The organism is Micromonospora noduli (genome assembly GCF_003264365.1).
GTDB lineage: Bacteria > Actinomycetota > Actinomycetes > Mycobacteriales > Micromonosporaceae > Micromonospora > Micromonospora noduli.
This window is the reverse complement of record NZ_PYAK01000005.1, coordinates 214,700-236,046: the sequence shown is the minus strand read 5'-3', so window position 1 is coordinate 236,046 and position 21,347 is coordinate 214,700. Positions and strand designations below refer to the sequence as shown.

Genomic DNA, 21,347 nt, shown 5'->3' with positions numbered 1-21,347 from the left:
CGGACTCCAATGACCCGTACCCTGCACCTCAACGCGTTCCTGATGGGCGTCGGCCACCACGAGGCCGCCTGGCGGCACCCCCGCACCGACCCGCGTCGGGTCACCGACGTACGACACTTCCAGGAACTGGCCCGGATCGCCGAACGCGGCACCCTCGACTCACTCTTCCTCGCCGACGGTCTCTCGGTCGGGCCGAACCCCCGCCACAACATCCAGGCCGTCTTCGAGCCGCTGACCCTGCTCGCGTCGCTCGCCGCGGTGACCGAACACATCGGTCTCATCGCGACGGTCTCCACCACCTACAACGAGCCGTTCCACGTCGCCCGCAAGTTCGCCTCGCTGGACCACCTCAGCGGCGGCCGGGCCGGTTGGAACATCGTCACCTCCGCCCAGGAACGGGAGGCGGTCAACTTCAACCGGGACAGCCACCCCGAACACGCCGACCGTTACCGGCGGGCCGCCGAGTTCGTCGACGTGGCGATCAAGCTCTGGGACAGCTGGGAGGACGACGCGCTGGTCTTCGACACGACGGCCGGGGTGTTCGCCGACACCGACCGGGTGCACGAGGTGGCGCACCGCGGGCCGGAGTTCCAGGTCCGTGGCCCACTGAACATCCCCCGGGGGCCCCAGGGCCGACCGCTGCTGGTGCAGGCCGGCTCGTCACCGGACGGGATAGCCTTCGCCGCCCGCTACGCCGAGGCGGTCTTCACCGCGCAGCAGACCCTCGCCGACGGGCAGAGCTTCTACGCCGAGCTGCGCCGGCAGGTCACCGCCGCCGGCCGCGACCCGGACCTGGTGAAGGTCCTGCCCGGCATCGCGCCGGTGCTCGGCGGCACCGAGGCCGAGGCGCTGGCGCTCGCCGCGGAGCTGGAGGAGCTGATCGTCCCCGACTACGCCCTGGCCCAGCTCTCCGGGATGCTCGGCATCGACCTGACCGGCCTGCCGCTGGACGGGCCGCTGCCGAAGCTGCCGGCCGCCGGCGCCGTGCAGGCCCACCAGAGCCGCTACCAGCTCGTCACCGAGCTGGCCCGCCGGGAACAGCTCACCATCCGGCAGCTGATCGGCCGCCTCGGCGGCGGCCGGGGTCACCGGGTCGTCGCCGGCACGCCGGAGCAGGTCGCCGACCAGATCGAGCTGTGGTTCACCCAGGGCGCCGCCGACGGGTTCAACATCATGCCGCCGCACCTGCCCGGCGGGCTCGCCGACTTCGTCGACCACGTGGTGCCGGTGCTGCGCTCCCGTGGGCTGTTCCGCACCGAGTACACCGGTCGGACCCTGCGCGAGCACTACGGCCTGCCCCGACCGGCCAGCGCGTACGCCACGTCGGCCCTGGTGCCGGCATGACCACCGTGGAGCGACCCTCGGCGGAGATTGCCGAGCTGCGACCGGTGAACCCGGGCCTGTTCCGCGCACTGCTGCGGCGGCAGGCCAGCACCGTCACCGTGGTCACCGCTGTCGCCCGCGGCACCGACCCCGCCTGCCTCGGTGGGATCGGCGCGCCCATCCGGGCGGGCTTCACCGCGACCTCGTTCACGTCGGTGTCGCTGGACCCACCCCTGGTCTCGTTCTGCCTCGGGTTGGCGTCGTCGAGTTGGCCGGTGCTCGCCCGCGCCGAGCACGTCGCCGTCCACCTGCTCGGCGCCGGGCAGCGGGAGGCCGCCACGGTCTTCGCGACCAGCGGCATCGACCGGTTCGCCGCGTACCCGGACTGGACGTCGGGACCGTTCGGGGTGCCGCTGCTCGACGGGGTGCTGGCCCGGCTGCTCTGCCGGGTGGTGCACCGGGTCCCGGCCGGCGACCACACGCTGGTGATCGCCGAGCCGCTGGCGCTCGGCGACGGTGGCGACGGCCCGCCACTGGTCCACCACCGCGGCGGCTACACCACCGCCGTGCCGACGTGACCGCACCGACCACCGCCGACCTGCTCGCGTTGGACCGGGCCGCCCAGGACCTGCTGTTCCGGGCGGCCCGCACGGCCAACACGTTCACCGACGAGCCGGTCACCGACGCCCAGGTCGCGGCGATCCACGACCTGATCCGGTACGGGCCGACCGCGTACAACGGTCAGCCGCTGCGGGTGCTGCTGCTCCGTTCGGCGGCGGCCCGGGCGCGGCTGCTGCCGTACGTCTCGTCGAGCAACCGGGCGAAGACGGCCAGCGCGCCACTGGTGGCGGTGCTCGCCGCCGACGTGGACTTCCACGAGCGGCTGCCCGAGCTGTACCCGCACCGGCCGCAGGCCCGCAACTGGCTGAGCGACAGTCCGTCCCGCGCCGAGCAGGCCCGGTTCAGCGCGACCCTCCAGATCGGCTACCTGTTGGTGGGCGTACGCGCCGCCGGGCTGGCCGCCGGCCCGATGGCCGGGTTCGACGCGGCCGGGGTGACCCGCGAGTTCTTTCCCGACGGCCGGCACGAGGCGCTGCTGCTGCTCAACCTGGGCCACCCCGGCCCGGACGCCTGGGAGCAGCGGCTGCCCCGGCTCAGCACCGAGGAGGTGGTGTGGACGCTGTGAGCCGACCCGAGGTCAGCGCGGCTCCCACGCGTCGGGCAGCGCGGTGAGCTTGCGGACGTGCGCGGGCAGTCGACCGCTGACGATCTCGGCGAGGCTCACCTCGTCGACGACCCGCCGCACGGCGGCGCGCACCGCCACCCACAGGCCGGGCAGGTTCTCCGCCGAACCCTCGTACCGGGTTTCCTCGGGGCGCAGCCCGCGTACCCCGGCCAGTGGGCCCTCGACGGCGCGCAGCACCGCGCCGACGGTCACCTCGCGTGGTGGGCGCGCGAGCGTGTAGCCGCCCTCGGCGCCGCGTTGCGCGCGGACGATGCCGGCCCGGCGCAGATCCGCCAGGACCGCCTCCAGGAACTTACGGGGCATGTCCTGCTCCGCGGCGATGGCCTGGGTGGACAGCAGCGACGGGTACGCGGTGGCGAGGCTCAACGCCGCCCGTACCGCGTAGTCGCCGCGCGCGGAGATCTGCACCCTGCCATCATGCCCGCCCGGTGCCGCCCGGCCCTCCGGTGGGCGGCCCGGACCTCGTGGCGTACCCGCCGTTGGCGGGTTCGCCGGAGGTGCCGGGGCGGAACCAGCCGCCGTTGACGCCCGTCGACTCGGCCGGCGGTCGGGGTCGGACCACCCGTCCGGCCACCGGTTGGTCCCGGGCGGCCCGGAACGCGCCGGGGCTGACCCCGACCTCGCGGCTGAAGAAGCGGCCGAAGTTGGTGGGTTCGGAGAAGCCGAGCTGCCGGCCGATCTGGGCGATCGGCTGATCCGTCGCGGCCAGTAACCGGCTGGCCTGCAACGCCACCCGCTCGTCGATGACCTGTTTGGCGCTGCGGCCGGTGACGGCCAGGCAGGCCCGGGTCAGGGTCCGCACCGAGCAGCCGAGCTCCGCCGCATAGTCCTCCACCCGCCGGGTGTGCGGGTAGCCGTGCTCCACCTCGCGGCGGAACCGGTGGAACGTCTCGTCCTCGGGTCGGGACGGCGACCGGTCGTCGTGGGCCACGGCCAGCCGCAGCAGCAGCACGGCCAGTTGGTGCCGGAGTAGCGCGCGGGCGGTGGGGCCGTCGGGGTGCCGTCGACAGTCCACCGCCAACTGGCTCACCTCGCTGATCACCGCGTCCTCGTCCTCACCGGCCAACTGCCGCCAGGTCGCGGTAGTGGTCAGGTCGACGTCGAAGTCGCGCAGCGCCTCGGGATCCCAGGCGACCACTGTGGCGTCGAACTGAGGGCCGGCGCAGCGGAGCACCTGGCCGGGGCGGACCCGAAGCAGTGTGCCGGGCCGGCACGGCAGCAGATGAAAGTCGAGTTCCGCGTCGCCGTGCCCACGCGTGGTGAGAATCAACAGCTCCCGCTCGACGATCACCGGCCGACGCCAGCCCGGGGCACCGGCAAGATCGGCCAGCGCGAACGTGGCTATCTCGTCGGTGACGGGAGACGCCGTTCCGATCGATGGCGCGGGGGAGGAATCGGTGGAGACCATCGCCTGCGACGGTAGCCCGAACCGCAGGTCACCGCATCCCGATCGACGTTCGTAGCGGAATCCGCGGCAAGCTCCGGGCTTGTCCCGCTCCCGGCGGCCGGGCTACGTTACCCGGCGGTAGCGCCGTCGGTCCGCGGTCCGCCCGGCATCCGCCGGCCACTCGACCGGCCGACGGCCCCCGCCGACTCGCGATGGGATGGGCATGACGCAGCTGTTTTCGGTCGAAGGTAAGACGGTCCTGGTCACCGGCGGCTCGCGGGGGATCGGGCTGATGATCGCCCAGGGCTTCGTCCGAGCCGGCGCACACGTGATCATCTCGTCGCGCAAGGCGGACGTCTGCGAGGCGGTCGCCACCACCCTGTCCGCCGAGGGTCGCTGCGAGGCCATCCCCGCCGACCTGAGCGACGACGCCGGCGCCGAGACGCTTGCCGCCGCCGTGCGTGAGCGCTTCGGCCGCCTCGACGTGTTGGTCAACAACGCCGGCGCGACCTGGGGCGCACCGCTGGAGGGCTACCCGGAGGCCGCGTTCGACAAGCTCTGGGCGGTCAACGTCAAGGCCGTCTTCCGGCTCACCACCGCGCTGCTGCCGGCGCTGCGCGCCGCCGCCAGCGCCGACGACCCGGCCCGCGTGATCAACATCGGGTCGATCGACGGCATCCGGGTGCCGATGATGGAGGTGTACGCGTACTCGGCCACCAAGGCGGCCGTGCACATGATCACCCGCAGCCTCGCCCACCAACTCGCCGGTGAGCAGATCACCGTCAACGCGATCGCGCCCGGCCCGTTCGAGAGCAAGATGATGGCGTTCGCGCTCGACGACCCGGCGAGCCGGGCCGCCATCGAGCAGCAGGTGCCGCTGGGCCGCATCGGGCGCCCCGAGGACATGGCCGGCACGGCCATCTACCTCTCGTCGCGCGCCGGCGCGTACCTCACCGGGGCTGTCATTCCCGTCGACGGCGGCATCACCACGCACGGCTGAGCACCGGCCGACCCGGAGCGCGCTGCCCGCGTACTCCCTGGGTGTGTGCCGGGGCCGCGCGGACTCGGCAGATCCGCGCGGCCCCGGTGTGGCCGGTGTTGCCCGTTCGGGCGGTCAGCGACCGGCGAGCAGCCGGTTCACCGCCGTGTCGACGTCCAGGTGCTCGGCCTCACGGCCGCGCGGGACGACGACGTAGGTCCGTCGAAGGAAACGCACCAGGACGCTGCGCGGCACCTCGAAGAGGGCGTTGCCGTCCGGTGACGAGAGGGCCAGCGCGACGAAATCGCCGCGCGGTGTGGCCCAGGGCCAGACCCGCACATCCCCGATGCCGGCCGGCTCGTCCAGGCCGGTGACCAGAAGTTCGCGAGCGAACGACCAACTCACCGCCTCGCCCCCTGCCGATTCGGCATGGAACAGGACATGGACCGCATACGGGTCAGCAGGGTCGTAACGCAGACTGGCACGCACCGGCAAGGCGGTGGCGTCAGGTGCGACGAGCCTTAGCGACGTCTCGACCTCTACGGTCGTCGGTCGGATGACACTCATGGACGTTCTCCCCCCGGCACCGCTGCGGAACGCGCGTGTCCCGCTTTTCCCATACTCAGGTGCTACTCCTGGCTACGCTCCGCCATACGCTGACTTCACCCAGTGGTGGGAAGGGGGACGGAAAGGCCGCGTGAATGTGAGCATTCATGTAGGATTTCCGGTTCTGCCCAGTGCGTGATCCCGCCCGGTATCGGGTGGCTCAGTCGTCGACTTACTCCGGTAACGTCCAGTCGGCCGTTGCAGTGACGGGCCCGAGCGACACTGGGGGGTGAAATGGTGACGAAGCAATCCTCAGTGGATCCGGCGGCGGCGCCCGGCCCGCCGAACGTCGCGGTCCGAGCAGCCGAAAAGCGGGGGTACGGAGTGCCGATGGAGCAGCCCGAACGGGCCGGTCGGCCGGCGTCCGACGCCGGTCGTCCAGGTGGTGGTGGCGCCGGTCGTGGTGGCGACGCCGCCGTTGGTCGTGGCGGCGGCGCCGGTGTTGGTGGCGGCGGCGCCGGTGTTGGTGGCGGCGGCACCGGCGTTGGTGGCGGCGGCGACGCCGACGCCGGCCGTGGTGGCGGAACCGCCGTGCAGGAGCGGCCGCGCCGGCCCCGCTGGCGTGAGCGGATCTCGCTGACCCTCGACCTCATCCGCGCCAACCCCACCGGCCGGATCGCACTCAAGATCTTCATCGCGATCGCCGGAGCCCTGGTGGTGACCATCGGCATCGCCCTCATCCCGCTTCCCGGGCCCGGCTGGCTGCTGGTGATCGCCGGCCTGGGCATCTGGGCCGTCGAATACCACTGGGCGCGCCGGCTGCTCGGCTTTACCCGCCGCCACGTCCACGGATGGACACGCTGGGTAACCAGGCAGTCGCTGCTGGTACGAATCGTGCTCGGCTCCGTCGGCCTGGTCTTCGTGGCCACGGTGGTCTGGCTGTCCCTCAAGTACAGCCTCGGCATCGACGTGGTGGCCGAGGCGATGCACTACCTCGCGACGCACTGACCCCGGATTTCCGGTCCGGTTCCACGATCGGGTAGAGTCAGTGGCGCTGAGGGCGATTAGCTCAGTGGGAGAGCGCTTCGTTCACACCGAAGAGGTCGCTGGTTCGATACCAGCATCGCCCACTCTCAGTCATCGCAGGTCAAAGGCCACTTCCCGAGTTCGGGAGGTGGCCTTTCTGCTGTCGTGCAGCAGCTAAGTACAGCAACGGCGTGATTGGCCTAGTGAATCGCCAAGGCGTTTGAGGGCGTCTCTGGTCGCTTTGTTGGATACCTGGGTATAGATCTCCATCGTCACGGCGAAGCGGGCGTGCCTCAGCACCTGCATGGCGACTCTGCGGTGGACGTCGAGGTCAGCGGGCGCAGTCCGGCGTAGGCGTTCGGTTGGCCGTCAAGGCTGCCTTGACGGTGGTCGGCCGTCGTGGCGCCGCTGGCGGTGTCGGTGGTCATGGGCCTGCCGAGGTGCCAGCAGGCGTCGATGAGGCGTCACGTCGATTCCAAGCCAGCGTCGCCCTAGCTTTTCGGCGGCGTCGACAGTGGTCCCGCAGCCAAACCCGTGGCGTTCCTACTCGCCGACCTCGGCGTGACCAAGAGCCACTCGCGGCCGCACACCAGCAACGACAACCCGTACGGCGAAGCGCACTTCAAGACACTGGAGTACCGGCCCGGCTTCCCCGACCGCTTCGACAACATCGAACAGGCCCGAACCCCCTGCTGGTCGACACGGTGCAGGGTTCGAGGGGCCCGATCTACGCTTCGGCCGTCAGTCCGAGGTCCGGATCTGCTCCAGGCGCGTCAGAGGCTCCCGGCGGAACTCCATGAGCTCCCGCAGCGCGTCCTTCTCCGCCGTGGTGATCACGACGTCCTCCTTCAACAGGGCGCCGACGAGCGTCGGGATCGCCAGGTCCCAGGCCCCGGCGCCTCCGGCGGTCAGGACGATCGGCCGGTACTCCGGGCTGATCCTGGGTGCGAGCTGGTCGGTGATCCGGCGGCTGCGCCGGTAGAAATCGATGACTTCCATGGGTCTCCCGTGGGTTCGGTGGCTAGGCCAGCGGGTTGGTGGTGACGCCCTCGCCGCTGACGGGGTAGCCGCCGGCGATGCTGCCGTCCTTGTCCAGGATAACGACGCAGGTGATGCCGTCGCGGGTGCCGGTGACGAGCCAACCGTCGCCGTCGAGACGTGCCTTAGGGCGGCTGTCGGGGTTGGCGGCGATGCTCTTGAACCAGCCCTCGACCTGTTCCTTGGTGGTGCCGGGCGGGAAGCGCGTCTTGCCGGGCTCGGTGGACGAGGGCTTGTGGTCGCCACTGCCCATGCCGTCGCCGTCCCAGATCTTGTCCATCGCCCCGTCGCCCATCTGACCGAAGCGGTCCATGTCGTACTTGGCGTCGGTGAACTCGGGGTCGTCCCAGGGGTTGGTCCTCTTGGGCGCCTCCGGCTCGGATGTGTCGGCGCCCTTCGGGCGGCCCTCCTCGGCGCGCTTGATGCCGTGCTGCTGGGCTGGTCCCACGCGCTTGGGCATCATTGCGGGGTTGAACTTGGGACGCTTGGGGCCATCGCCGCCACCGCCGTGCGGTGGGGTGGGGCCTGGGGGGCGCTTGTGGAGACCCGCCACAGCGAACAGGACCACCAGGACGGCGGTGGTCCGCAGAGCCGCCATGAGTTGTCGCATCGAGGGCCGCCTAGACGTCGAGGAGTGCGCGGAGGGCGGAGAGGCTGGCGATCAGGCCCATCAGCCAGCCGAAGATGCGGCCGGTCCAGCGGACGACGGCGACCGCGAGCTGGGAGGCGACAAGCGGTGTGGCGAAGCCGAGAGAGAAGACCACCTCGGCCAGCCACACCACGACCTTGGCGATGCAGTCGGCGATGAAGGCGCGCACGACCTCCCGCACTATCTGCACCACGGTTCCCGCGCCACGGGTCGCGGCACCCATGCCGGCGGCCGTGCCCGCGAAGATCCCGGCGACGTCGATGTTGATGGTGAGGATGTCGCGGTAGGCGGCGGCGGCGGCGCCCTGCCATCCGTCGAGGTCGCCGACCAGCCGCGCCTTGAGGTCCTCGGCGATGGAGAACAGCTCACTGGCCATGTTGTCCCAGGTCATGGCGTGCGTCTCGATGGTCTCGGGATCACCGGCGAGCCAGTCGAGTGCCTGCTTCAGTGGCTCGACCTGCTCGATGGCCCACTCGATGCCCATCGACAGGAGCGTGCTGAACGGGTCGATGGCGATGGCCGCCCCGTCGAGAGCGGCGCCCAAGCCCGCGATTGAGCCGTCGATCCAGCTGCCGGAGTCGATGGCGTTCTTGATGCCCATGTAGTCGTCGGCAAGCGGCAGGCCGGTCCAGCCGTCGCGGTGCGCGGCGCTGGTCGAAGGGATGTCGGAGGTCGTGGCGACCAGTGGGTTGCTCATGAGAGGACGCCGGGCCGGCTCAGGTCGCGGAGTGGAAGGAGTTGAAGCCGTCGGTGGTCGACTCCTCGGTCCGCTCGTAGGCGTCGGCGGTTTTCTTGATTCCTGCGGCGAGCAGCGCGATGTTCTCGGCGAGCATGTCCACGCCCTTGTCCTGGTCCCGGTGGCGTCCCTCCAGGATGGGCGGTAAGAACTGGCAGAGCTGCCCGTACGCATCGTCGGCCTGGAAGATGGTGCCGCTCGCGGCCTTGACGGCGGCGAAGCGGTCGTGAATGGCCAACATGGCCGTGGCGTGCGCGCGCAGGGCCTCGACGTCGACCTCGAATCCCCCGTGCATCAGTAACGCCCCTCTTCGTCCTCGGTGTCGGCGGTCCGGAATCCGGCCAGCAGGGCCCGGCCGGTCGCCGAGTCGGCGCCGACCGTCTCCCGCACGACCTCGGCGGCGGCCTCGGCGAGCTTGACCCGCGCGTTGCGATAGGCGCCCATGATCGCCTGCTGCGTCTGCTCCAGACTCACGCGCTGCACACGCGCGGAGAGCCGGACGTCGGCCATCGCCCCCGTGGAGTCGACGGTGACCTCGACGATCCCGTGGGCGTCGCTGGCCGTGACCCGCAGCGCGCGCAAGCCGGCAGCGGCGGCCTGCGTGTCGGCGGCCCGGCGCGAGGCATTGGCCTGCCATGCCTCAAGGCGTTCCCGCGCATCCTCGGCGTCCAACAGCGGATTACCCATCGCGCCTCCGTTTCGGTTGCCGAGCAGGGGATTCAGGGGCGCCAGTGTAGCCGCGGCCCGCCACACCAAGATTGCCGAGCGAATGCGGCGTGATCGGGTCAATCTGGATCTCGGCGACGAGGCGCCTAGATGGTTCGGGGGGCACGTCACTGTCGGTAGTTGTTCCCGCCGGCCTGAGGGAGGCCGTGATGCCGCTGGGTTCTGGCTCGGTCGGTTACGGGGTGGCGTAGCGACTTGCAGCGCTGGTTCGCCGTCGGGACGTAGGCTCCCGGCGTGACCGTGTACGACATCGCCGAGCGGCTGCCTTCCATCGACGTGTTGCGCGAGCGCTGCAAAGCCCTGGCGATGCTCGATGCGGTCGTCGGGGGCGACTACTACTCCTACGACCGCGAATGGGGCGAGGACGAGGCGGCGTCGATGCGTAACGGCAGCGGCGAGGAGTACGACATCGTCTTCACCGCCGACGGCGTATTCGTCCGGGGTATCTACCACGAGTCGTCGATGTTCAACTACACCGACGGTCGGCTGTGGCCGGGCCTCCTCGACGGAATGCCTGAGCAGTTCCAGACGCAGGTACACGAGCCTGCGTTCTGCCGGCAGGACGGCACCCTTGACGCCACCTTCGTCCTCTGGCGGCGCACCAACGACGAGCGGTGGCATGCCGGCAACCACATCGACTTCTCACCTGCCGACGACGATGAGGTCGATCCAGACGGCTCATGGCTGCTCGACATCCTCTGCGACGACATCGTCTCGGAGTACATCGAGCACGCCAAGGATGTCTACGAAATCGACTTGGATCGCGCTGTGGTTGAACACGTCGTTGCGCTCCGTCCACTGACCGACGCAGCCGCCAGCGCGCTCAACCCGGAAGTTGAACTGGCCGACCTGCGCGGGAAGGCAAAGGAGTACGGCTACCCGACCACGGCGGCGTAGGCCCCCGGGTCAACCCGCACGAACCTGCCGCAATTGCGGTCCTGTCACCGTAGGTGAGGGCTGCGGCCTGCTCGGAGGCCGCGCATGACCACGCACGGCCCGGTGCTGCCGATCTGGAGTTGCCGCGGCTGCGATGCGCCCTGGCCCTGCCGCACACGGCAGCGCGAGCTACGCGCCGAGTTCGACGACGCTCCGATCTCCCTGGCTCTCTACCTAGGTGCCCAACTGGTGCGGGCCTCCGAGGACCTGACCTGGGTGCCGGCGGGTGCGCTGCACAGACGCTTCCTCGGCTGGCTGCGGTGAGCATCCTGCGGCGTGGCGACGAGAAGTTCCACTACAACGACGGCTCGCACAAGTGGATCCCACCGGACCCGGACTACGACCAGGAGGTCTGGGACGAGCAGGTCCGCCAGCACAAGCACGGCCACCTCAGGAACGAGCGCCCAAAGGTCCGCATCCAGCGCCTGATTTGAGGCCAAGCAGTACAGCAGCGAAGTACAGCAACTGTCCCAGCCCAACCGAGCCGATACGCGCGTCAGCAGACTGCCTGACCTCGCATCAAGCCCGACCCGACCGGCTTGCCGGTCAGCGGCGGGTGACGACTAGGCGAGGAGTTGTCCGCCTGTGCTGTTACCTTGCCGGCCGTGAATGATCAGCTGACGTGGATCGACCGGATCATCGACGTGACCGGGTGGCGCCATGAGCCTGAGGGCGGTGCCGGCTGGGAGCAGGTGGAGGCCGAGCTCGGCGTCACGCTGCCTAGCGACTTCAAGGAGTTGTGCCGGCGGTTCGTGCCAGGCCTGTTCATGGGTGTCGTTGACCTATTGCGACCGAACGACGATCACGATTCGACTTCGCTGCTCGGGTGGTGGAACTCCAGCCGGCGTTGGATGAGCGAGGACGACGATCCCGCCGCGCACCTGTACGCCCCGCACGGCCTGTACGGGCCCGAGAAGGGATCCGGGCTGATCGAATGGGGTCACGACTCGTCCGGGGGTCAGTACTTCTGGCTGGCGGACCGCTCGGTGGAGTCTGATCGGTGGCCCGTGATCGCTCGGCACGACCCACCCCACCCGTGGCACCGGTTCGACATGTCCGTGACGGAGTTCGTCTACCGCATGCTCGCGGACCCGGAGCTGGAGTCGTTTTCGATGGTCACTCCGACGTGGCGGCCGTTCTATCTGCCGTACTGGCAACCATTTCCCGGTACACCTGAGGAGTGGGAGGCTCTCGGCGACCCGAACCGCGAGAACTGAACCAGTACCAGTCTCTGCCCATGTGGGTCACATGCCGAGCGAGTCGCCGAGGCGCTTGAGGGCTTCGGACGTCGCCTTTGATGAGACCTGCGGTTAGATCTCCATCGTCACGGAGAAGCGGGCGTGCCTCAGCACCTGCATGGCGACTCTGGGATGGACGTCGCTGCGGCAACATTCGCTTCTGACCGGTGAGCGAGCGGCGATCGAATTCCTCCTGGTGGCCGACGAAATTAGGGCACCGCAACTCGCTTGACTGGTGCGGTCCGCCCGCGATTGGGTGGCGCCGTGAGCAAACTGTGGACCGCCCCCGGGGGCGACCCCAGGACCTTCGGTCAGCCCGTCGGCGAAAAGGCGACCTACCGGGAGTACCTCGGCAACTACCGTCTGACCATAGAGATGAAGTGCGACGGGCTGGACGCCGAGCAGCTCGGCCGACGCTCGGTACCGCCCAGCACCCTGAGCTTGCTCGGCCTGGTCCGCCATTTGGCTCAGATGGAGAACCAATGGTTCCAGCGTGTGCTGCAAGGGCGGACCGGCGCACCGGGCCTTTACAAGCACGAGGACGACAGGGATTGGGACTTCGGGGGCGCGGTCCCCGACCCGGCGGTGGTGAAGGACGCCTTCGCAACCTGGAAGGCCGAGATCGCCAAGGCGGACGAATGGCTCGACGCCCTTGAGGAGGCCGACCTGGGCCGCGAGGTGCCGGTCGACGGTCGCAGCCACTCCATGCGCGACGTGCTTGTCCACGTGATCGAGGAGTATGCGCGGCACGCTGGCCACGCCGACCTCCTGCGTGAGTGCATCGACGGGCGAACCGGCCTCTGACCCACCGGGGCGGTGGGTCAGCATGCGCGCTAGCCACGCTTCAGTCATCTCCGTATTCGTCCACGTCCAGCTCGGCCCCGGTCTGGTGAAGGAACTCCAGGGCTCGGCGATCGAGGTGCCAGCCGAGTCGTCGATGCTGGTCGCCATCTTCGTCATTGAAGTAGCGCACCACCTGGAGTGTCGAGGTGAGGCCCTCCCCCTCCGACTCGTCGATCACTCTCACGAGGGCCGCGATCCGATCAGCGATAGGCTCAAGGCGGTCGAGGATGCGGTCGACCTGCTCATCGACCGTCAAGCCGCTGTCACGACACACAACCCTCCACGAGTGGACAGCCGGCACCGGAGGGCTCTCCCTCTTGCTTCCCTTGACGCTGCTCTCGTCTGGCTCCATGCCTAACCGCGCCGCCATCTCGCGTGCAGGGAGATGATCCGAACGCAACAAGAAGTACACATACTGATGTATCCGCATGGCCCGATCATGGCAGCGCACCAGCGCAACGAACCAGCTTCACCCCCGCGATGCACCTAGGAGGAATGGTGCCGAACGCGTTGGACTTTCTGGCGGGCCCGACCTGCCTCCTACTTGGCGTGGTGTTCGCGCTGCAAGCAGTTCGGCGCTTGCGGGCAGAAAGACGGCAGGGCCAGCGGCCGCCTCGCAGAGAGCTTCTCAGTGGACGCGAGTTGCTATGGGACGGTCTCGCGGTCGCCCTGCTTGGGACCGCCAACCTGCTCGGTAGGCCGTGGACTCTTATGGCCATTCCAGCCGTGGTCGTGCTCGCGGTGCTCGGGGTGCGCATCTTCTTGCGCTTGATCCGGGAACATCGGTCATAGCGCTCGAAGCGGCGTTCGCCCACGGCCGGGACTCTACATCGGCGCACGTGGCGACTGCAGTCGGCGCAACCGAGCAGTGGGCGCCGGGGACTGTCAGAATCGTGTCGACGGAACCGGTGCGCGGACGCGGGGAGAAGCATGAGCGACTTCAACGACAAGATCATCGCGGAGTTTCGCGACAACGGTGGGCAGGTCGGCGGTCAGTTCGCTGGTGCCCCGCTGCTGCTGTTGCACACGGTCGGTGCCAAGAGCGGCCAGCCTCGCGTCAACCCGATGATGTACCAGAAGGTGGACGGCGGCTATGCCGTGTTCGCGTCCAAGGGCGGGGCGCCCACCAACCCCGACTGGTACTACAACCTGCTCGCTAACCCGAAGGTCCAAGCGGAGATCGGTACGGACAAGGTCGAGTTGGTCGCGAGAGTTGCCGTCGGTGACGAGCGGGAACGGATCTGGAGCCCGTTGAAGGCCGCGTATCCAGGCTTCGCCGACTACGAGCGGAAGACCACCCGCCAGATCCCAGTCGTCGTACTGGAACCCGCGCCGTAGGCAGAGACGGTACGACCCCGGTTCAGATCTGACACGTGGATCCGTCGGCGGGGCGCGCCCCGCCGACGGATCTCACCCGGAGACGGCGCCTACGGTTTGCGGGCGAGGAGCCCGACGAAGGTGTGATAGGTGTCGGTCTGCACCCCAGCCGGTGCGTCCGGCTCTGGACGCCACTCGGCCAGCGGCACCAGCCCCGGCTCCAGCACCGTCAGCCCGTCGGCGAACGAGAGGATCTCCTCGTCCGTACGCCAGCGGCCGGTGCCCAACGATTCGTTGAAGATCCGCTCGACCTCGCGGGCCTTGCGGGAGCCCTCCGGGTCTCGCTCGCCCGGGTCGCGGAAGTGCGAAATCGCCACGTAGCTGCCGGAGGGCAGTGCGTCGATCAACGCGGCCGCCACCGCCTTCGGGTCCTCGTCGTCACCGAGGTGGTGCAGGATCGCGAAGAGCAGCAAACCGATCGGCCGGTCGAAGTCGAGGAACCGGCGTACGTCCGGGTGGTTGAGGATCTCCTGCGGCTCGCGGATGTCCGCCTGGATCACCGTCGCGGTGCCCTCCGCGGCGAGCAGGGCCCGCCCGTGCGACAGCACTATTGGGTCATTGTCCACATAGACCACCTGAGCTTTTGGGTTCTGCTCGGTGGCGACCTCGTGCACGTTGCCCTGGGTGGGCAGCCCCGATCCGATGTCGAGGAACTGGTCGATGCCGGCCTCGCTGACGAGGAAGCGAATCACTCGACGCAGAAAGGCCCGGTTGGCCTGGCCAGCCGCCGGCCCGTCCGGTGTGATCCGCAGGGCGTGCTCGGCGACCTTTCGGTCGGCCTCGAAGTTGTCCTTGCCGCCCAGGAAGAAGTCATAGACCCGGGCCACGCTGGGAATGTTGGGGTCGATACCGGGGGGTGCCGCCTTGTCGCGGGTCACAGGCGTCTCCATTCGATGGGGATTGGCGCAGGTCGAGGTCTGCGGCGGTGCCGGCGTTCCGGCGAGTGTAGCGATCGGGAGGGTTGAACTTTGTCCCGCTGGTATCGCTCCCAGTGAATCGTCGCCTCACCAGCACACATGTGTTGATCGACGGCCTCGCCGGACATCCCGACCTGCATCGACCGGTACGGCAGTGCCTTGAAATGCAGTGATCAATCCGGATCCCACTGCGCCGAGATGGCTACGTCCTGGCTGGGTGCCTGCTCGGGCGACGGCTCGACGCTGTGACGGATGGCCGACACTGGCAGCAGTGACGGCGTGGTCCGGAGGCGGAAAGCCTGCTACCCGTCTGAATGTCCTTCGAGTACGCCATGCCAATCTGCCCGCACGGCCGCGGCAATCGGCTCGGAGCCTCGGGCTGCGTCTCGACAAGGACGGGCCAGCCCTTGTGCTGACGCTGCGGCCTATGCCACGGCAACCTACTGTCATGACAACCAGCGGCGGGGAGCGGTCCCGTGGTTGCGTAGCGGCGGAATAGCCGCTGAACCACACTCCATTCGTAGGTGGTTGCATGTGGACACTGAACGTAACGTGAAGGGGTGAGGATGTCGGAACTGGTGTTGGTTGTCGAACCTGAGCGACCGATCGGCGGCGAGCGACTGGACGCCCTTACTCAGGGTCTCGGTGACGACCTGCGGATGGTGCCCCGGGTACAGGTCACGTCGGTCGCTGCTGCGGGCGTGGGGCAGGGGAGCAAGTCTGCGCAGGCATGGGAGCTCGGCATGCTGGCAGTGGGCGGTTTCTTTTCGGCCACCACTATGCGGGCCATCGCCCAGATCGCCATCGCCTACGCCGAGCGGACCGCGGCACGGTCCATCCGCATCCGCTGCGGCGACACCGAGGTGGTCGTCACCGGTAGCACCCGGACCGACGATCCCACGCTCGTCGCCGGGTTGGCGCGGCTAATCGAGGCGTCCAGTCCGCCCGGGCCGGCCCTCCCGTCGTCCTCAGGGGACTCACCGGCCACCCCGCCTGTGACTCCCCGGCCACGTTCTGGCGGCACGGGGGCGTGAGCGGTGGGACAGCGACTGGCCCTGCTCATCGCCAACGACCGCTACATCGACGAATCGCTGGCTGACCTCTACGCTCCGCGTGAGGAGGCCCGTGACCTGCAGAGCCTGCTCGCCAACAAGGACATTGGGGCGTTCGACCAGACAGTTCTGCTGGAGAACGAGTCGAAGAGCTCGGTAGAGCGCACCATGGAGACGATCCTGCGCGGTGCCGGCCCGGATGACCTGATCCTGCTCTACTTTTCCGGCCACGGGATCCGCCAGGGCCCCAAAGGTCGGTTTTACCTGGCCGTTGCAAACACCGAGGCCCGGCACCTGTCGTCGACGGCGATCTCGGCGTCGTTCGTCCACGAGCTGCTCGACGAGTCACCGGCGGCGAGCTCGATCATTCTGCTGGACTGCTGCTACAGCGGCGCGTTCGAGCGGTCCAAGTCGCCGGCGGAGCTCAACCTGGACGGGGAGCTGAAGGCCGGCGACGGTCGGTACGTCATCACCGCCACCAACTCGGTAGAGCGGGCCGGTGACGGTCAGCCGGCAACTGCGGCCACGCCGCGGCAGCGGTCCGCTTTCACTGACACGGTCATTCAGGGCCTGAGCACCGGGGCGGCAGATCTGACCGGGCGAGGCTGGATTACGCCGGAGGACCTGTGGCGGTACGTGCAGAGCGAGTTGCCGAAGCGCACCACAGAGCAGTCGCCGTGCCAGTTCGGTCGGGCGAGCCGTGAGGTGCACATCGCGCTGTCCCGGGAGACGCACCACCGGCCCCGTGGGCAACGGGATCAGCGAGACCCCCGGCTGGGTGACCTGCTCGGTCCGTTGGAGACCGCGGACGACGTGAGGCTGTGCGCGGTCAAATGGCGGCAGCAGGGCCTACTCAAGGTGCCGGTCGGCCGCAGTAAGCGCATCGATCGGCCCTCCGGCGAAGTGGTATCGCTGGATCTGGCGTCCTCGGACGGGCACCTTCTCATCATTGGAGGGGCCGGGATGGGCAAGACGACCCTGATGCGCACGATCATCGGTGGTCTCGCGCTCACTCACTCCACCGACGAGGTGGTGTTTCACTACTTGGAATCGGGTGGAAACTGGTTGTGGCCGATGCGGCGGCTGCCGCACGTGCAGACGGTTTTGGGCGACGACGAGGTCGAAGAGCTGGAGAAGCTGCTGACCCGGCTCGAGGACGACGTGCTGCGGCGCAAGCGGCTGTTCCGGGACCACGAGCTGGAGTCACCGGCCAGTTTGCGCTCGCGGCGGCGCATGCTGCCGGACGGGCCGTATCCGGACGTGTTTCTGGTGGTGGACCGCTGGATGGACTTCGCCCCGCTGCTGGACGACTTCACCAGCCGGGTCGTCGAGCTGGCGAACCGGGGATTGGGCTACGGCTTCCACCTCGCTGTGCTCAACCGGAGCTGGCGGCGGATCCCCGACGAGCTGACCGAGCTACCCCATCTGCGGATTGAGACCAGGCTGCTGCGGCCTGCGGACTCCATGGTTGATCCGGACCTTGCGGCTCGGCTGCCGCTGTCTGCGCCTGGCTGGGCGATCCAGGGCCGGCGGATGTTCCAGATTGCGTTGCCGGAGTTGTCGTTGAGCGACGTCGACTCCGATCCCGAGTCTGAGTTCGGCGAGATGGTGCCCGACGGGGCGACCGCGATGATCTCGAGGATCGCGGGGGCGTACGGCTTGCCGACGCCGCATTCGAGGGCCGGTGCCGCGCATCTGGCCGGCGCGACCAGGGATGTTGCGTTGGAGGTACTCGGCTTCGCCGATCACCAGGCGCTGATGAACTTCGCGGGGACCGCGACGCCGCTGGGCGTCGATCACCTGCGGGTACCCATCGGGTTCGAGTTGAGTGGCCAGCCAGTCCTGCTCGATTTGAAGGAGGCGGCCCGGGGTGGCGTGGGCCCACACGGTCTGGTCATCGGTGCCACCGGTTCGGGCAAGAGCGAGCTGCTGCGTACGGTGATTGCCGCGCTCGCGGCGCGGCATTCGTCCGAGGAGTTGAACTTCGTCCTAGTGGACTTCAAGGGTGGGGCGACGTTCGCGTCGTTGGACGCATTGCCGCACACCAGTGCTGTGATCACGAACCTGTCGGAAGAGTTGCCGCTGGTTGACAGGATGCGTGACGCGTTGGCCGGTGAGGTGAACCGGCGGCAGGAGGTGCTGCGGGCGGCGGGGCACTTCGCGTCGCGGTACGACTACGAGCAGGCACGGGCGGCGGGTCAGCCGTTGGAGCCGATGCCGAGCCTGTTGATCATTTGTGACGAGTTCTCGGAATTGTTGGCGGCGAAGCCGGACTTCATCGACCTGTTCGTGATGATCGGCCGGTTGGGCCGGTCGCTGGGAATGCACCTGCTGCTGGCTTCGCAGCGGCTGGAGGAGGGCAAGCTGCGGGGGCTCGACACGCACCTGTCGTACCGGATAGGTCTGCGGACCTTCTCGCAGGTGGAGAGCCGGATCGTGCTTGGCGTTCCGTATGCGTACGACCTGCCCAACGCGCCGGGGCACGGTTACCTGAAGGTCGGCAGCTCGGCGATGACCCGGTTCGAGGCTGCCCACGTGTCCCGACGGCCCGTGCAAGACGACGCTGTGTCGGACGCCCGGGGGGACGCGTGGGCCGGCGGTACGATCCTGGATGTCCTGGTGGACCGGCTCAAGGGTCGGGGCCGGCCGGCGCATCAGGTGTGGTTGCCGCCGTTGGCCGATCCGCCGGGTCTGGGTGAGCTGTTCGGTCCGCTGGCGGTGGATCCGACCTATGGGTTGTGCACTGCCTCCTGGCCTGGGCGTGGGCGACTGACAGTGCCGGTCGGTGTGGTGGACCGCCCCTACGAGCAGCGCCGGGACCCGATGATGGTCGAGCTGGCCGGCGCGGGCGGCAACGTGGTGATCGTCGGTCGGTCGTTGAGTGGCAAGAGCACGATGTTGCGTACGTTGCTGGCTTCGCTGGCGCTGACGCACACGCCGCGGGAGGTGCAGTTCTTCTGTCTTGACTTCGGCGGGGGCGCGCTGCGCAGTATGGAGCGGTTGCCGCACGTGGCGGGGGTGGCGGGTCGGCGCGACGTTGAGGCGGTTCGTCGGACGGTGGCCGAGGTGGTGGCGGTGCTGGACGAGCGGGAGGCTCGTTTCGCCCAGCATGGCATCGATTCGGTGGCGAGTTATCGCCGTCGCCGTGCCGCCGGTGAGTTCGCCGATGATCCGTTCGGCGACGTGTTCCTGGTGGTGGACGGGTGGAACACCCTGCGTCAGGAGTACGAGGAGCTGGAGCAGACCATCACCACGTTGGCCAACCGGGGCCTCGGCTTCGGTGTGCATGTGGTGCTCACCGCCGTTCGGTGGGCGGAGATCCGGATCAACATGCGGGATCTGCTCGGCACCAAGTTGGAGCTGCGCCTCGGTGACGCGTCGGAGTCCGAGATCGATCGTCGGGCGGCGAACAACGTGCCGGAGAAGTCGCCCGGTCGTGGCCTGACCCGGGACAAGCTGCATTTCCTCACCGCCATCTCGCGGATCGACGGCCATCGTGACATCGACGATCTGGGCGAGGCCTCGTTGTCCCTGGCCGGGCACGTGGCGGCGAACTGGCCGGGTCGTCCGGCGCCGAAGGTGCGGTTGCTGCCGCGCCTGCTGACCGTCAGCGAACTAGCCCAGGTCGTCGACCAGTCGGCGTCGGAGGCGGATCGGTCGGCGGTGCCGGGTCTTCCGATCGGTGTCAACGAGTCGGCACTCGCGCCGGTCTACCTGGATCTGGCCAACGAGCCGCACCTGACGGTCTTCGGCGACGCGGAGTGCGGCAAGACCAACCTGCTGCGCCTGATCGCCCGGGGGATCACCGAGCGGTACACGCCGGCGCAGGCCCGGCTGGTGATCGCTGACTACCGGCGTGGCCTGCTGGGCGCGGTGGAGGGTGACCACCTGCTCGACTACGCCCCGTCGAACCAGGCGTTCGCTCAGGGGCTCGCGTCGATCCGCAGCGCGCTGTCCAACCGTCTGCCCGGCCCGGACGTGACCACCGCCCAGCTGCGTGATCGGAGCTGGTGGAAGGGTCCGGACCTGTACATCCTGGTGGACGACTACGACCTGGTGGCCTCGGGCGGCAGCAACCCGCTGAGCGCCCTGCACGAGCTGTTACCGCAGGCCCGCGACATCGGTCTGCACCTGATCGTCACGCGCCGCGTCGGTGGTGTGTCCAGGGCGCTCTACGAGCCGGTGCTGCAACGGCTTCGCGAGTTGGACTCGCCGGGCCTGCTGATGTCCGGAAACCGGGAGGAGGGCGCGGTCTTCGGCACGCTGCGGCCGAGCCCGCAACCGCCCGGTCGGGGCACCCTGGTTCGCCGCCGCGATGGCCAGCAGCTGATTCAGACCGCCTTGGTCGACCTTGGGTGATTCGCCCCTACCCAGCCGACCACGGAGCCGGCGGCGACAGGACGGCCATTTCCTCGGTCACTCTCCGCTGCGCCGCCGCTGCTTCTGCCAACGCCCCGGCGATCTGGGCCGTCAGCCGTTGCGCGACGGCACGCACTGCCAACGGCATAGGACCCGAGCCGGACGGCCGTTCGACTTCGCCCTCTGGCGTTACTACGAGCCGCACAAGCCGCGCCTCGTCGGTCACTCGCAGAACCAGCTCACGCGCCTGGGCCAGCTCGTGGCTGCGGTTGGCCAGCAGTGCGGCGATTGCCGTGCACGCATCCTGCGCCTCGTTGAGTCGATGGGTCAGACGACGCAACAGCTCATCGACTTGATCCCGGTTGCGTCCGGCGCGCCAGTGCCCGTCGAGAAGCCGGTGCAGCCGGCCCAGCTCGGCAGCGCTGTCCCGCGCCGTGCGAGCTAGCTGCACCCACCACTCGCTGGGGTCCGGACCGGACCCGGACGGATCGGCCACTAGCCGCTTGTACGACACAGGTTCTTCCGTCATACGTCACCCTGTTGGACGAATCGTGCTGCCAACTCCTCGTCAGCCGCCGCTGCCGAGCGGGCGAGCTCCCGGAGGAGCCCTTCGACCTCATGAAGCTCAGTGCCGATTCGAGGCAACTCATCGATCCAGGACATCAGCGCCTCCTCGCCGGGAGGAGCTTCGACCGAGAGTAACCGCTGAGCCAGGTCACCGATGCCGCGCGCGACTTGAAGGAGACCATCCGGGTCCAAGTCCAGCGAGCTGTCGTCCACGAACTGAATCACCTCCGGGCAACGCCGGCCGCGCCATCCGGCCACCGTAGCGCATTCTCGCGGTCGTAGCGTGACGCCAGCTACCACCGGGTCCTGACTGCGAGCCGGTCGCGATGTCTGTCCACAAGTTCGACGGTGACCGGCTTCCACCATGACTCATTGCTCAACATGGTCGACAACATCCGAAAC

Annotated in this window: 25 protein-coding genes, 1 tRNA gene and 2 pseudogenes; 15 read left to right on the top strand and 13 right to left on the bottom strand. The window is 68.8% G+C overall.

Annotated features, from left to right (window positions below; genetic code table 11):
* Nucleotides 1–9 precede the first annotated feature (9 nt).
* From GUI43_RS06465 to GUI43_RS06455, 3 genes are read left to right on the top strand one after another with little or no spacing between them, the layout of a single operon-like run.
* A complete protein-coding gene (locus tag GUI43_RS06465; RefSeq protein ID WP_112698298.1) occupies nt 10–1,344 on the top strand; it encodes an LLM class flavin-dependent oxidoreductase in 1,335 nt (444 codons plus the stop codon).
* Nucleotides 1,341–1,901 (top strand): flavin reductase family protein, encoded by a 561-nt coding sequence (locus GUI43_RS06460; RefSeq protein ID WP_112585125.1) that lies wholly within the window; start codon nt 1,341–1,343, stop codon nt 1,899–1,901. The genes GUI43_RS06465 and GUI43_RS06460 overlap by 4 nt, the downstream gene beginning before the upstream one ends.
* Nucleotides 1,898–2,509: a malonic semialdehyde reductase gene (locus GUI43_RS06455; protein ID WP_112585128.1), complete on the top strand. Its 612-nt coding sequence runs from the start codon at nt 1,898–1,900 to the stop codon at nt 2,507–2,509. The genes GUI43_RS06460 and GUI43_RS06455 overlap by 4 nt, the downstream gene beginning before the upstream one ends.
* A 12-nt stretch (nt 2,510–2,521) precedes the next feature.
* Here GUI43_RS06455 and GUI43_RS06450 read toward each other — a convergent pair whose 3' ends face one another.
* Entirely contained in the window at nt 2,522–2,977 is a 456-nt protein-coding gene (locus GUI43_RS06450) for an RrF2 family transcriptional regulator (protein ID WP_030333674.1), read from the bottom strand.
* A 7-nt stretch (nt 2,978–2,984) separates the two neighbouring features.
* Nucleotides 2,985–3,977, bottom strand: coding sequence for a helix-turn-helix transcriptional regulator (locus tag GUI43_RS06445; RefSeq protein WP_112698297.1), 993 nt, complete (start codon nt 3,975–3,977; stop codon nt 2,985–2,987).
* 202 nt (nt 3,978–4,179) lie between these two features.
* Between GUI43_RS06445 and GUI43_RS06440 the strand changes: the two genes are divergently transcribed.
* Complete coding sequence (locus GUI43_RS06440; protein ID WP_112698315.1) at nt 4,180–4,956, top strand: glucose 1-dehydrogenase; 777 nt, start codon at nt 4,180–4,182, stop codon at nt 4,954–4,956.
* A 114-nt stretch (nt 4,957–5,070) separates the two neighbouring features.
* Here GUI43_RS06440 and GUI43_RS06435 read toward each other — a convergent pair whose 3' ends face one another.
* Entirely contained in the window at nt 5,071–5,502 is a 432-nt protein-coding gene (locus tag GUI43_RS06435; protein ID WP_007457244.1) for an SsgA family sporulation/cell division regulator, read from the bottom strand.
* Between the two features lie 369 nt (nt 5,503–5,871).
* Here GUI43_RS06435 and GUI43_RS06425 point away from each other — a divergent pair, with 369 nt between their 5' ends.
* From GUI43_RS06425 to GUI43_RS06415, 3 genes and pseudogenes are all read left to right on the top strand, one after another.
* Nucleotides 5,872–6,489, top strand: a complete 618-nt coding sequence (locus GUI43_RS06425; RefSeq protein ID WP_346265193.1) for a TIGR02611 family protein — start codon at nt 5,872–5,874, stop codon at nt 6,487–6,489.
* Between the two features lie 50 nt (nt 6,490–6,539).
* Nucleotides 6,540–6,611, top strand: a tRNA-Val gene (locus tag GUI43_RS06420).
* Nucleotides 6,612–7,032: 421 nt separating this feature from the next.
* Nucleotides 7,033–7,200: pseudogene (locus GUI43_RS06415) on the top strand (IS3-like element IS1141 family transposase); the annotation flags it as partial.
* A 48-nt stretch (nt 7,201–7,248) separates the two neighbouring features.
* Here the strand turns inward: GUI43_RS06415 and GUI43_RS33440 are convergent.
* Genes GUI43_RS33440 through GUI43_RS06395 form a run of 5 tightly spaced genes read right to left on the bottom strand, consistent with a single transcriptional unit; the run spans nt 7,249 to nt 9,617 of the window.
* Nucleotides 7,249–7,506, bottom strand: coding sequence for a hypothetical protein (locus tag GUI43_RS33440; protein WP_146754740.1), 258 nt, complete (start codon nt 7,504–7,506; stop codon nt 7,249–7,251).
* A gap of 22 nt (nt 7,507–7,528) precedes the next feature.
* Nucleotides 7,529–8,155 carry an EndoU domain-containing protein gene (locus GUI43_RS06410; RefSeq protein ID WP_112601589.1) on the bottom strand — a complete coding sequence of 209 codons (627 nt, stop codon included), beginning with the start codon at nt 8,153–8,155 and terminating at the stop codon, nt 7,529–7,531.
* Between the two features lie 10 nt (nt 8,156–8,165).
* Complete coding sequence (locus tag GUI43_RS06405; protein ID WP_112698296.1) at nt 8,166–8,891, bottom strand: WXG100 family type VII secretion target; 726 nt, start codon at nt 8,889–8,891, stop codon at nt 8,166–8,168.
* A 19-nt stretch (nt 8,892–8,910) separates the two neighbouring features.
* Complete coding sequence (locus GUI43_RS06400) at nt 8,911–9,225, bottom strand: type VII secretion target (protein WP_112585136.1); 315 nt, start codon at nt 9,223–9,225, stop codon at nt 8,911–8,913.
* The gene (locus GUI43_RS06395) at nt 9,225–9,617 is read right to left on the bottom strand and encodes a YbaB/EbfC family nucleoid-associated protein (protein ID WP_112601591.1); all 393 of its coding nucleotides are present in this window, start codon (nt 9,615–9,617) and stop codon (nt 9,225–9,227) included. Before GUI43_RS06395 ends, GUI43_RS06400 begins: the two co-directional genes overlap by 1 nt.
* A 273-nt stretch (nt 9,618–9,890) precedes the next feature.
* Between GUI43_RS06395 and GUI43_RS06390 the strand changes: the two genes are divergently transcribed.
* From GUI43_RS06390 to GUI43_RS06380, 4 genes are all read left to right on the top strand, one after another.
* Nucleotides 9,891–10,553, top strand: a complete 663-nt coding sequence (locus tag GUI43_RS06390; protein ID WP_112698295.1) for a hypothetical protein — start codon at nt 9,891–9,893, stop codon at nt 10,551–10,553.
* A gap of 84 nt (nt 10,554–10,637) precedes the next feature.
* Nucleotides 10,638–10,856 (top strand): hypothetical protein, encoded by a 219-nt coding sequence (locus GUI43_RS06385; protein ID WP_112585142.1) that lies wholly within the window; start codon nt 10,638–10,640, stop codon nt 10,854–10,856.
* Complete coding sequence (locus GUI43_RS33750) at nt 10,853–11,026, top strand: hypothetical protein (RefSeq protein ID WP_167457711.1); 174 nt, start codon at nt 10,853–10,855, stop codon at nt 11,024–11,026. The genes GUI43_RS06385 and GUI43_RS33750 overlap by 4 nt, the downstream gene beginning before the upstream one ends.
* Nucleotides 11,027–11,197: 171 nt before the next feature.
* Nucleotides 11,198–11,809 (top strand): hypothetical protein, encoded by a 612-nt coding sequence (locus GUI43_RS06380; RefSeq protein ID WP_146765867.1) that lies wholly within the window; start codon nt 11,198–11,200, stop codon nt 11,807–11,809.
* 27 nt (nt 11,810–11,836) lie between these two features.
* Here the strand turns inward: GUI43_RS06380 and GUI43_RS35015 are convergent.
* Nucleotides 11,837–11,971, bottom strand: a pseudogene (locus GUI43_RS35015) (site-specific integrase); the annotation flags it as partial.
* A 123-nt stretch (nt 11,972–12,094) separates the two neighbouring features.
* Between GUI43_RS35015 and GUI43_RS06370 the strand changes: the two are divergent.
* Nucleotides 12,095–12,634 (top strand): DinB family protein, encoded by a 540-nt coding sequence (locus GUI43_RS06370; protein WP_112585146.1) that lies wholly within the window; start codon nt 12,095–12,097, stop codon nt 12,632–12,634.
* Nucleotides 12,635–12,674: 40 nt separating this feature from the next.
* Here the strand turns inward: GUI43_RS06370 and GUI43_RS06365 are convergent, their stop codons facing one another.
* A complete protein-coding gene (locus GUI43_RS06365) occupies nt 12,675–13,103 on the bottom strand; it encodes a DUF4279 domain-containing protein (RefSeq protein ID WP_112698293.1) in 429 nt (142 codons plus the stop codon).
* 500 nt (nt 13,104–13,603) lie between these two features.
* On the opposite strand from GUI43_RS06365, the gene GUI43_RS06355 reads away from it, so the two are divergent.
* A complete protein-coding gene (locus GUI43_RS06355) occupies nt 13,604–14,011 on the top strand; it encodes a nitroreductase family deazaflavin-dependent oxidoreductase (RefSeq protein ID WP_112585152.1) in 408 nt (135 codons plus the stop codon).
* An 89-nt stretch (nt 14,012–14,100) separates the two neighbouring features.
* Here the strand turns inward: GUI43_RS06355 and GUI43_RS06350 are convergent, their stop codons facing one another.
* Nucleotides 14,101–14,928: an SAM-dependent methyltransferase gene (locus GUI43_RS06350; RefSeq protein WP_112585154.1), complete on the bottom strand. Its 828-nt coding sequence runs from the start codon at nt 14,926–14,928 to the stop codon at nt 14,101–14,103.
* A 605-nt stretch (nt 14,929–15,533) separates the two neighbouring features.
* Here GUI43_RS06350 and GUI43_RS06340 point away from each other — a divergent pair.
* Together GUI43_RS06340 and eccCb are read left to right on the top strand one after the other, a co-directional pair.
* Nucleotides 15,534–16,001 (top strand): hypothetical protein, encoded by a 468-nt coding sequence (locus tag GUI43_RS06340; protein ID WP_146754741.1) that lies wholly within the window; start codon nt 15,534–15,536, stop codon nt 15,999–16,001.
* A 3-nt stretch (nt 16,002–16,004) separates the two neighbouring features.
* Nucleotides 16,005–20,378 carry a type VII secretion protein EccCb gene (gene eccCb / locus GUI43_RS06335; protein WP_112698291.1) on the top strand — a complete coding sequence of 1,458 codons (4,374 nt, stop codon included), beginning with the start codon at nt 16,005–16,007 and terminating at the stop codon, nt 20,376–20,378.
* 7 nt (nt 20,379–20,385) lie between these two features.
* On the opposite strand, the gene GUI43_RS33435 is transcribed toward eccCb, so the two are convergent.
* The gene (locus GUI43_RS33435; RefSeq protein WP_146763033.1) at nt 20,386–20,907 is read right to left on the bottom strand and encodes a hypothetical protein; all 522 of its coding nucleotides are present in this window, start codon (nt 20,905–20,907) and stop codon (nt 20,386–20,388) included.
* Nucleotides 20,904–21,158 (bottom strand): hypothetical protein, encoded by a 255-nt coding sequence (locus GUI43_RS06325; RefSeq protein ID WP_146754712.1) that lies wholly within the window; start codon nt 21,156–21,158, stop codon nt 20,904–20,906. Before GUI43_RS06325 ends, GUI43_RS33435 begins: the two co-directional genes overlap by 4 nt.
* Nucleotides 21,159–21,347 lie beyond the last annotated feature (189 nt).

Bases quoted from the DNA above. Each gene is read 5' to 3' on its own strand.
- GUI43_RS33440 (WP_146754740.1), bottom strand. From the start codon at position 7,506: ATGGAAGTCATCGATTTCTACCGGCGCAGCCGCCGGATCACCGACCAG.
- GUI43_RS06460 (WP_112585125.1), top strand. From the start codon at position 1,341: ATGACCACCGTGGAGCGACCCTCGGCGGAGATTGCCGAGCTGCGACCG.
- GUI43_RS06425 (WP_346265193.1), top strand. From the start codon at position 5,872: ATGGAGCAGCCCGAACGGGCCGGTCGGCCGGCGTCCGACGCCGGTCGT.
- GUI43_RS06340 (WP_146754741.1), top strand. From the start codon at position 15,534: ATGTCGGAACTGGTGTTGGTTGTCGAACCTGAGCGACCGATCGGCGGC.
- GUI43_RS06365 (WP_112698293.1), bottom strand. From the start codon at position 13,103: ATGCGGATACATCAGTATGTGTACTTCTTGTTGCGTTCGGATCATCTC.
- GUI43_RS06355 (WP_112585152.1), top strand. From the start codon at position 13,604: ATGAGCGACTTCAACGACAAGATCATCGCGGAGTTTCGCGACAACGGT.
- GUI43_RS33435 (WP_146763033.1), bottom strand. From the start codon at position 20,907: ATGACGGAAGAACCTGTGTCGTACAAGCGGCTAGTGGCCGATCCGTCC.
- GUI43_RS06435 (WP_007457244.1), bottom strand. From the start codon at position 5,502: ATGAGTGTCATCCGACCGACGACCGTAGAGGTCGAGACGTCGCTAAGG.
- GUI43_RS06385 (WP_112585142.1), top strand. From the start codon at position 10,638: ATGACCACGCACGGCCCGGTGCTGCCGATCTGGAGTTGCCGCGGCTGC.
- GUI43_RS06410 (WP_112601589.1), bottom strand. From the start codon at position 8,155: ATGCGACAACTCATGGCGGCTCTGCGGACCACCGCCGTCCTGGTGGTC.
- GUI43_RS06440 (WP_112698315.1), top strand. From the start codon at position 4,180: ATGACGCAGCTGTTTTCGGTCGAAGGTAAGACGGTCCTGGTCACCGGC.
- GUI43_RS06400 (WP_112585136.1), bottom strand. From the start codon at position 9,225: ATGCACGGGGGATTCGAGGTCGACGTCGAGGCCCTGCGCGCGCACGCC.
- GUI43_RS06465 (WP_112698298.1), top strand. From the start codon at position 10: ATGACCCGTACCCTGCACCTCAACGCGTTCCTGATGGGCGTCGGCCAC.
- GUI43_RS06405 (WP_112698296.1), bottom strand. From the start codon at position 8,891: ATGAGCAACCCACTGGTCGCCACGACCTCCGACATCCCTTCGACCAGC.
- GUI43_RS06395 (WP_112601591.1), bottom strand. From the start codon at position 9,617: ATGGGTAATCCGCTGTTGGACGCCGAGGATGCGCGGGAACGCCTTGAG.
- GUI43_RS06445 (WP_112698297.1), bottom strand. From the start codon at position 3,977: ATGGTCTCCACCGATTCCTCCCCCGCGCCATCGATCGGAACGGCGTCT.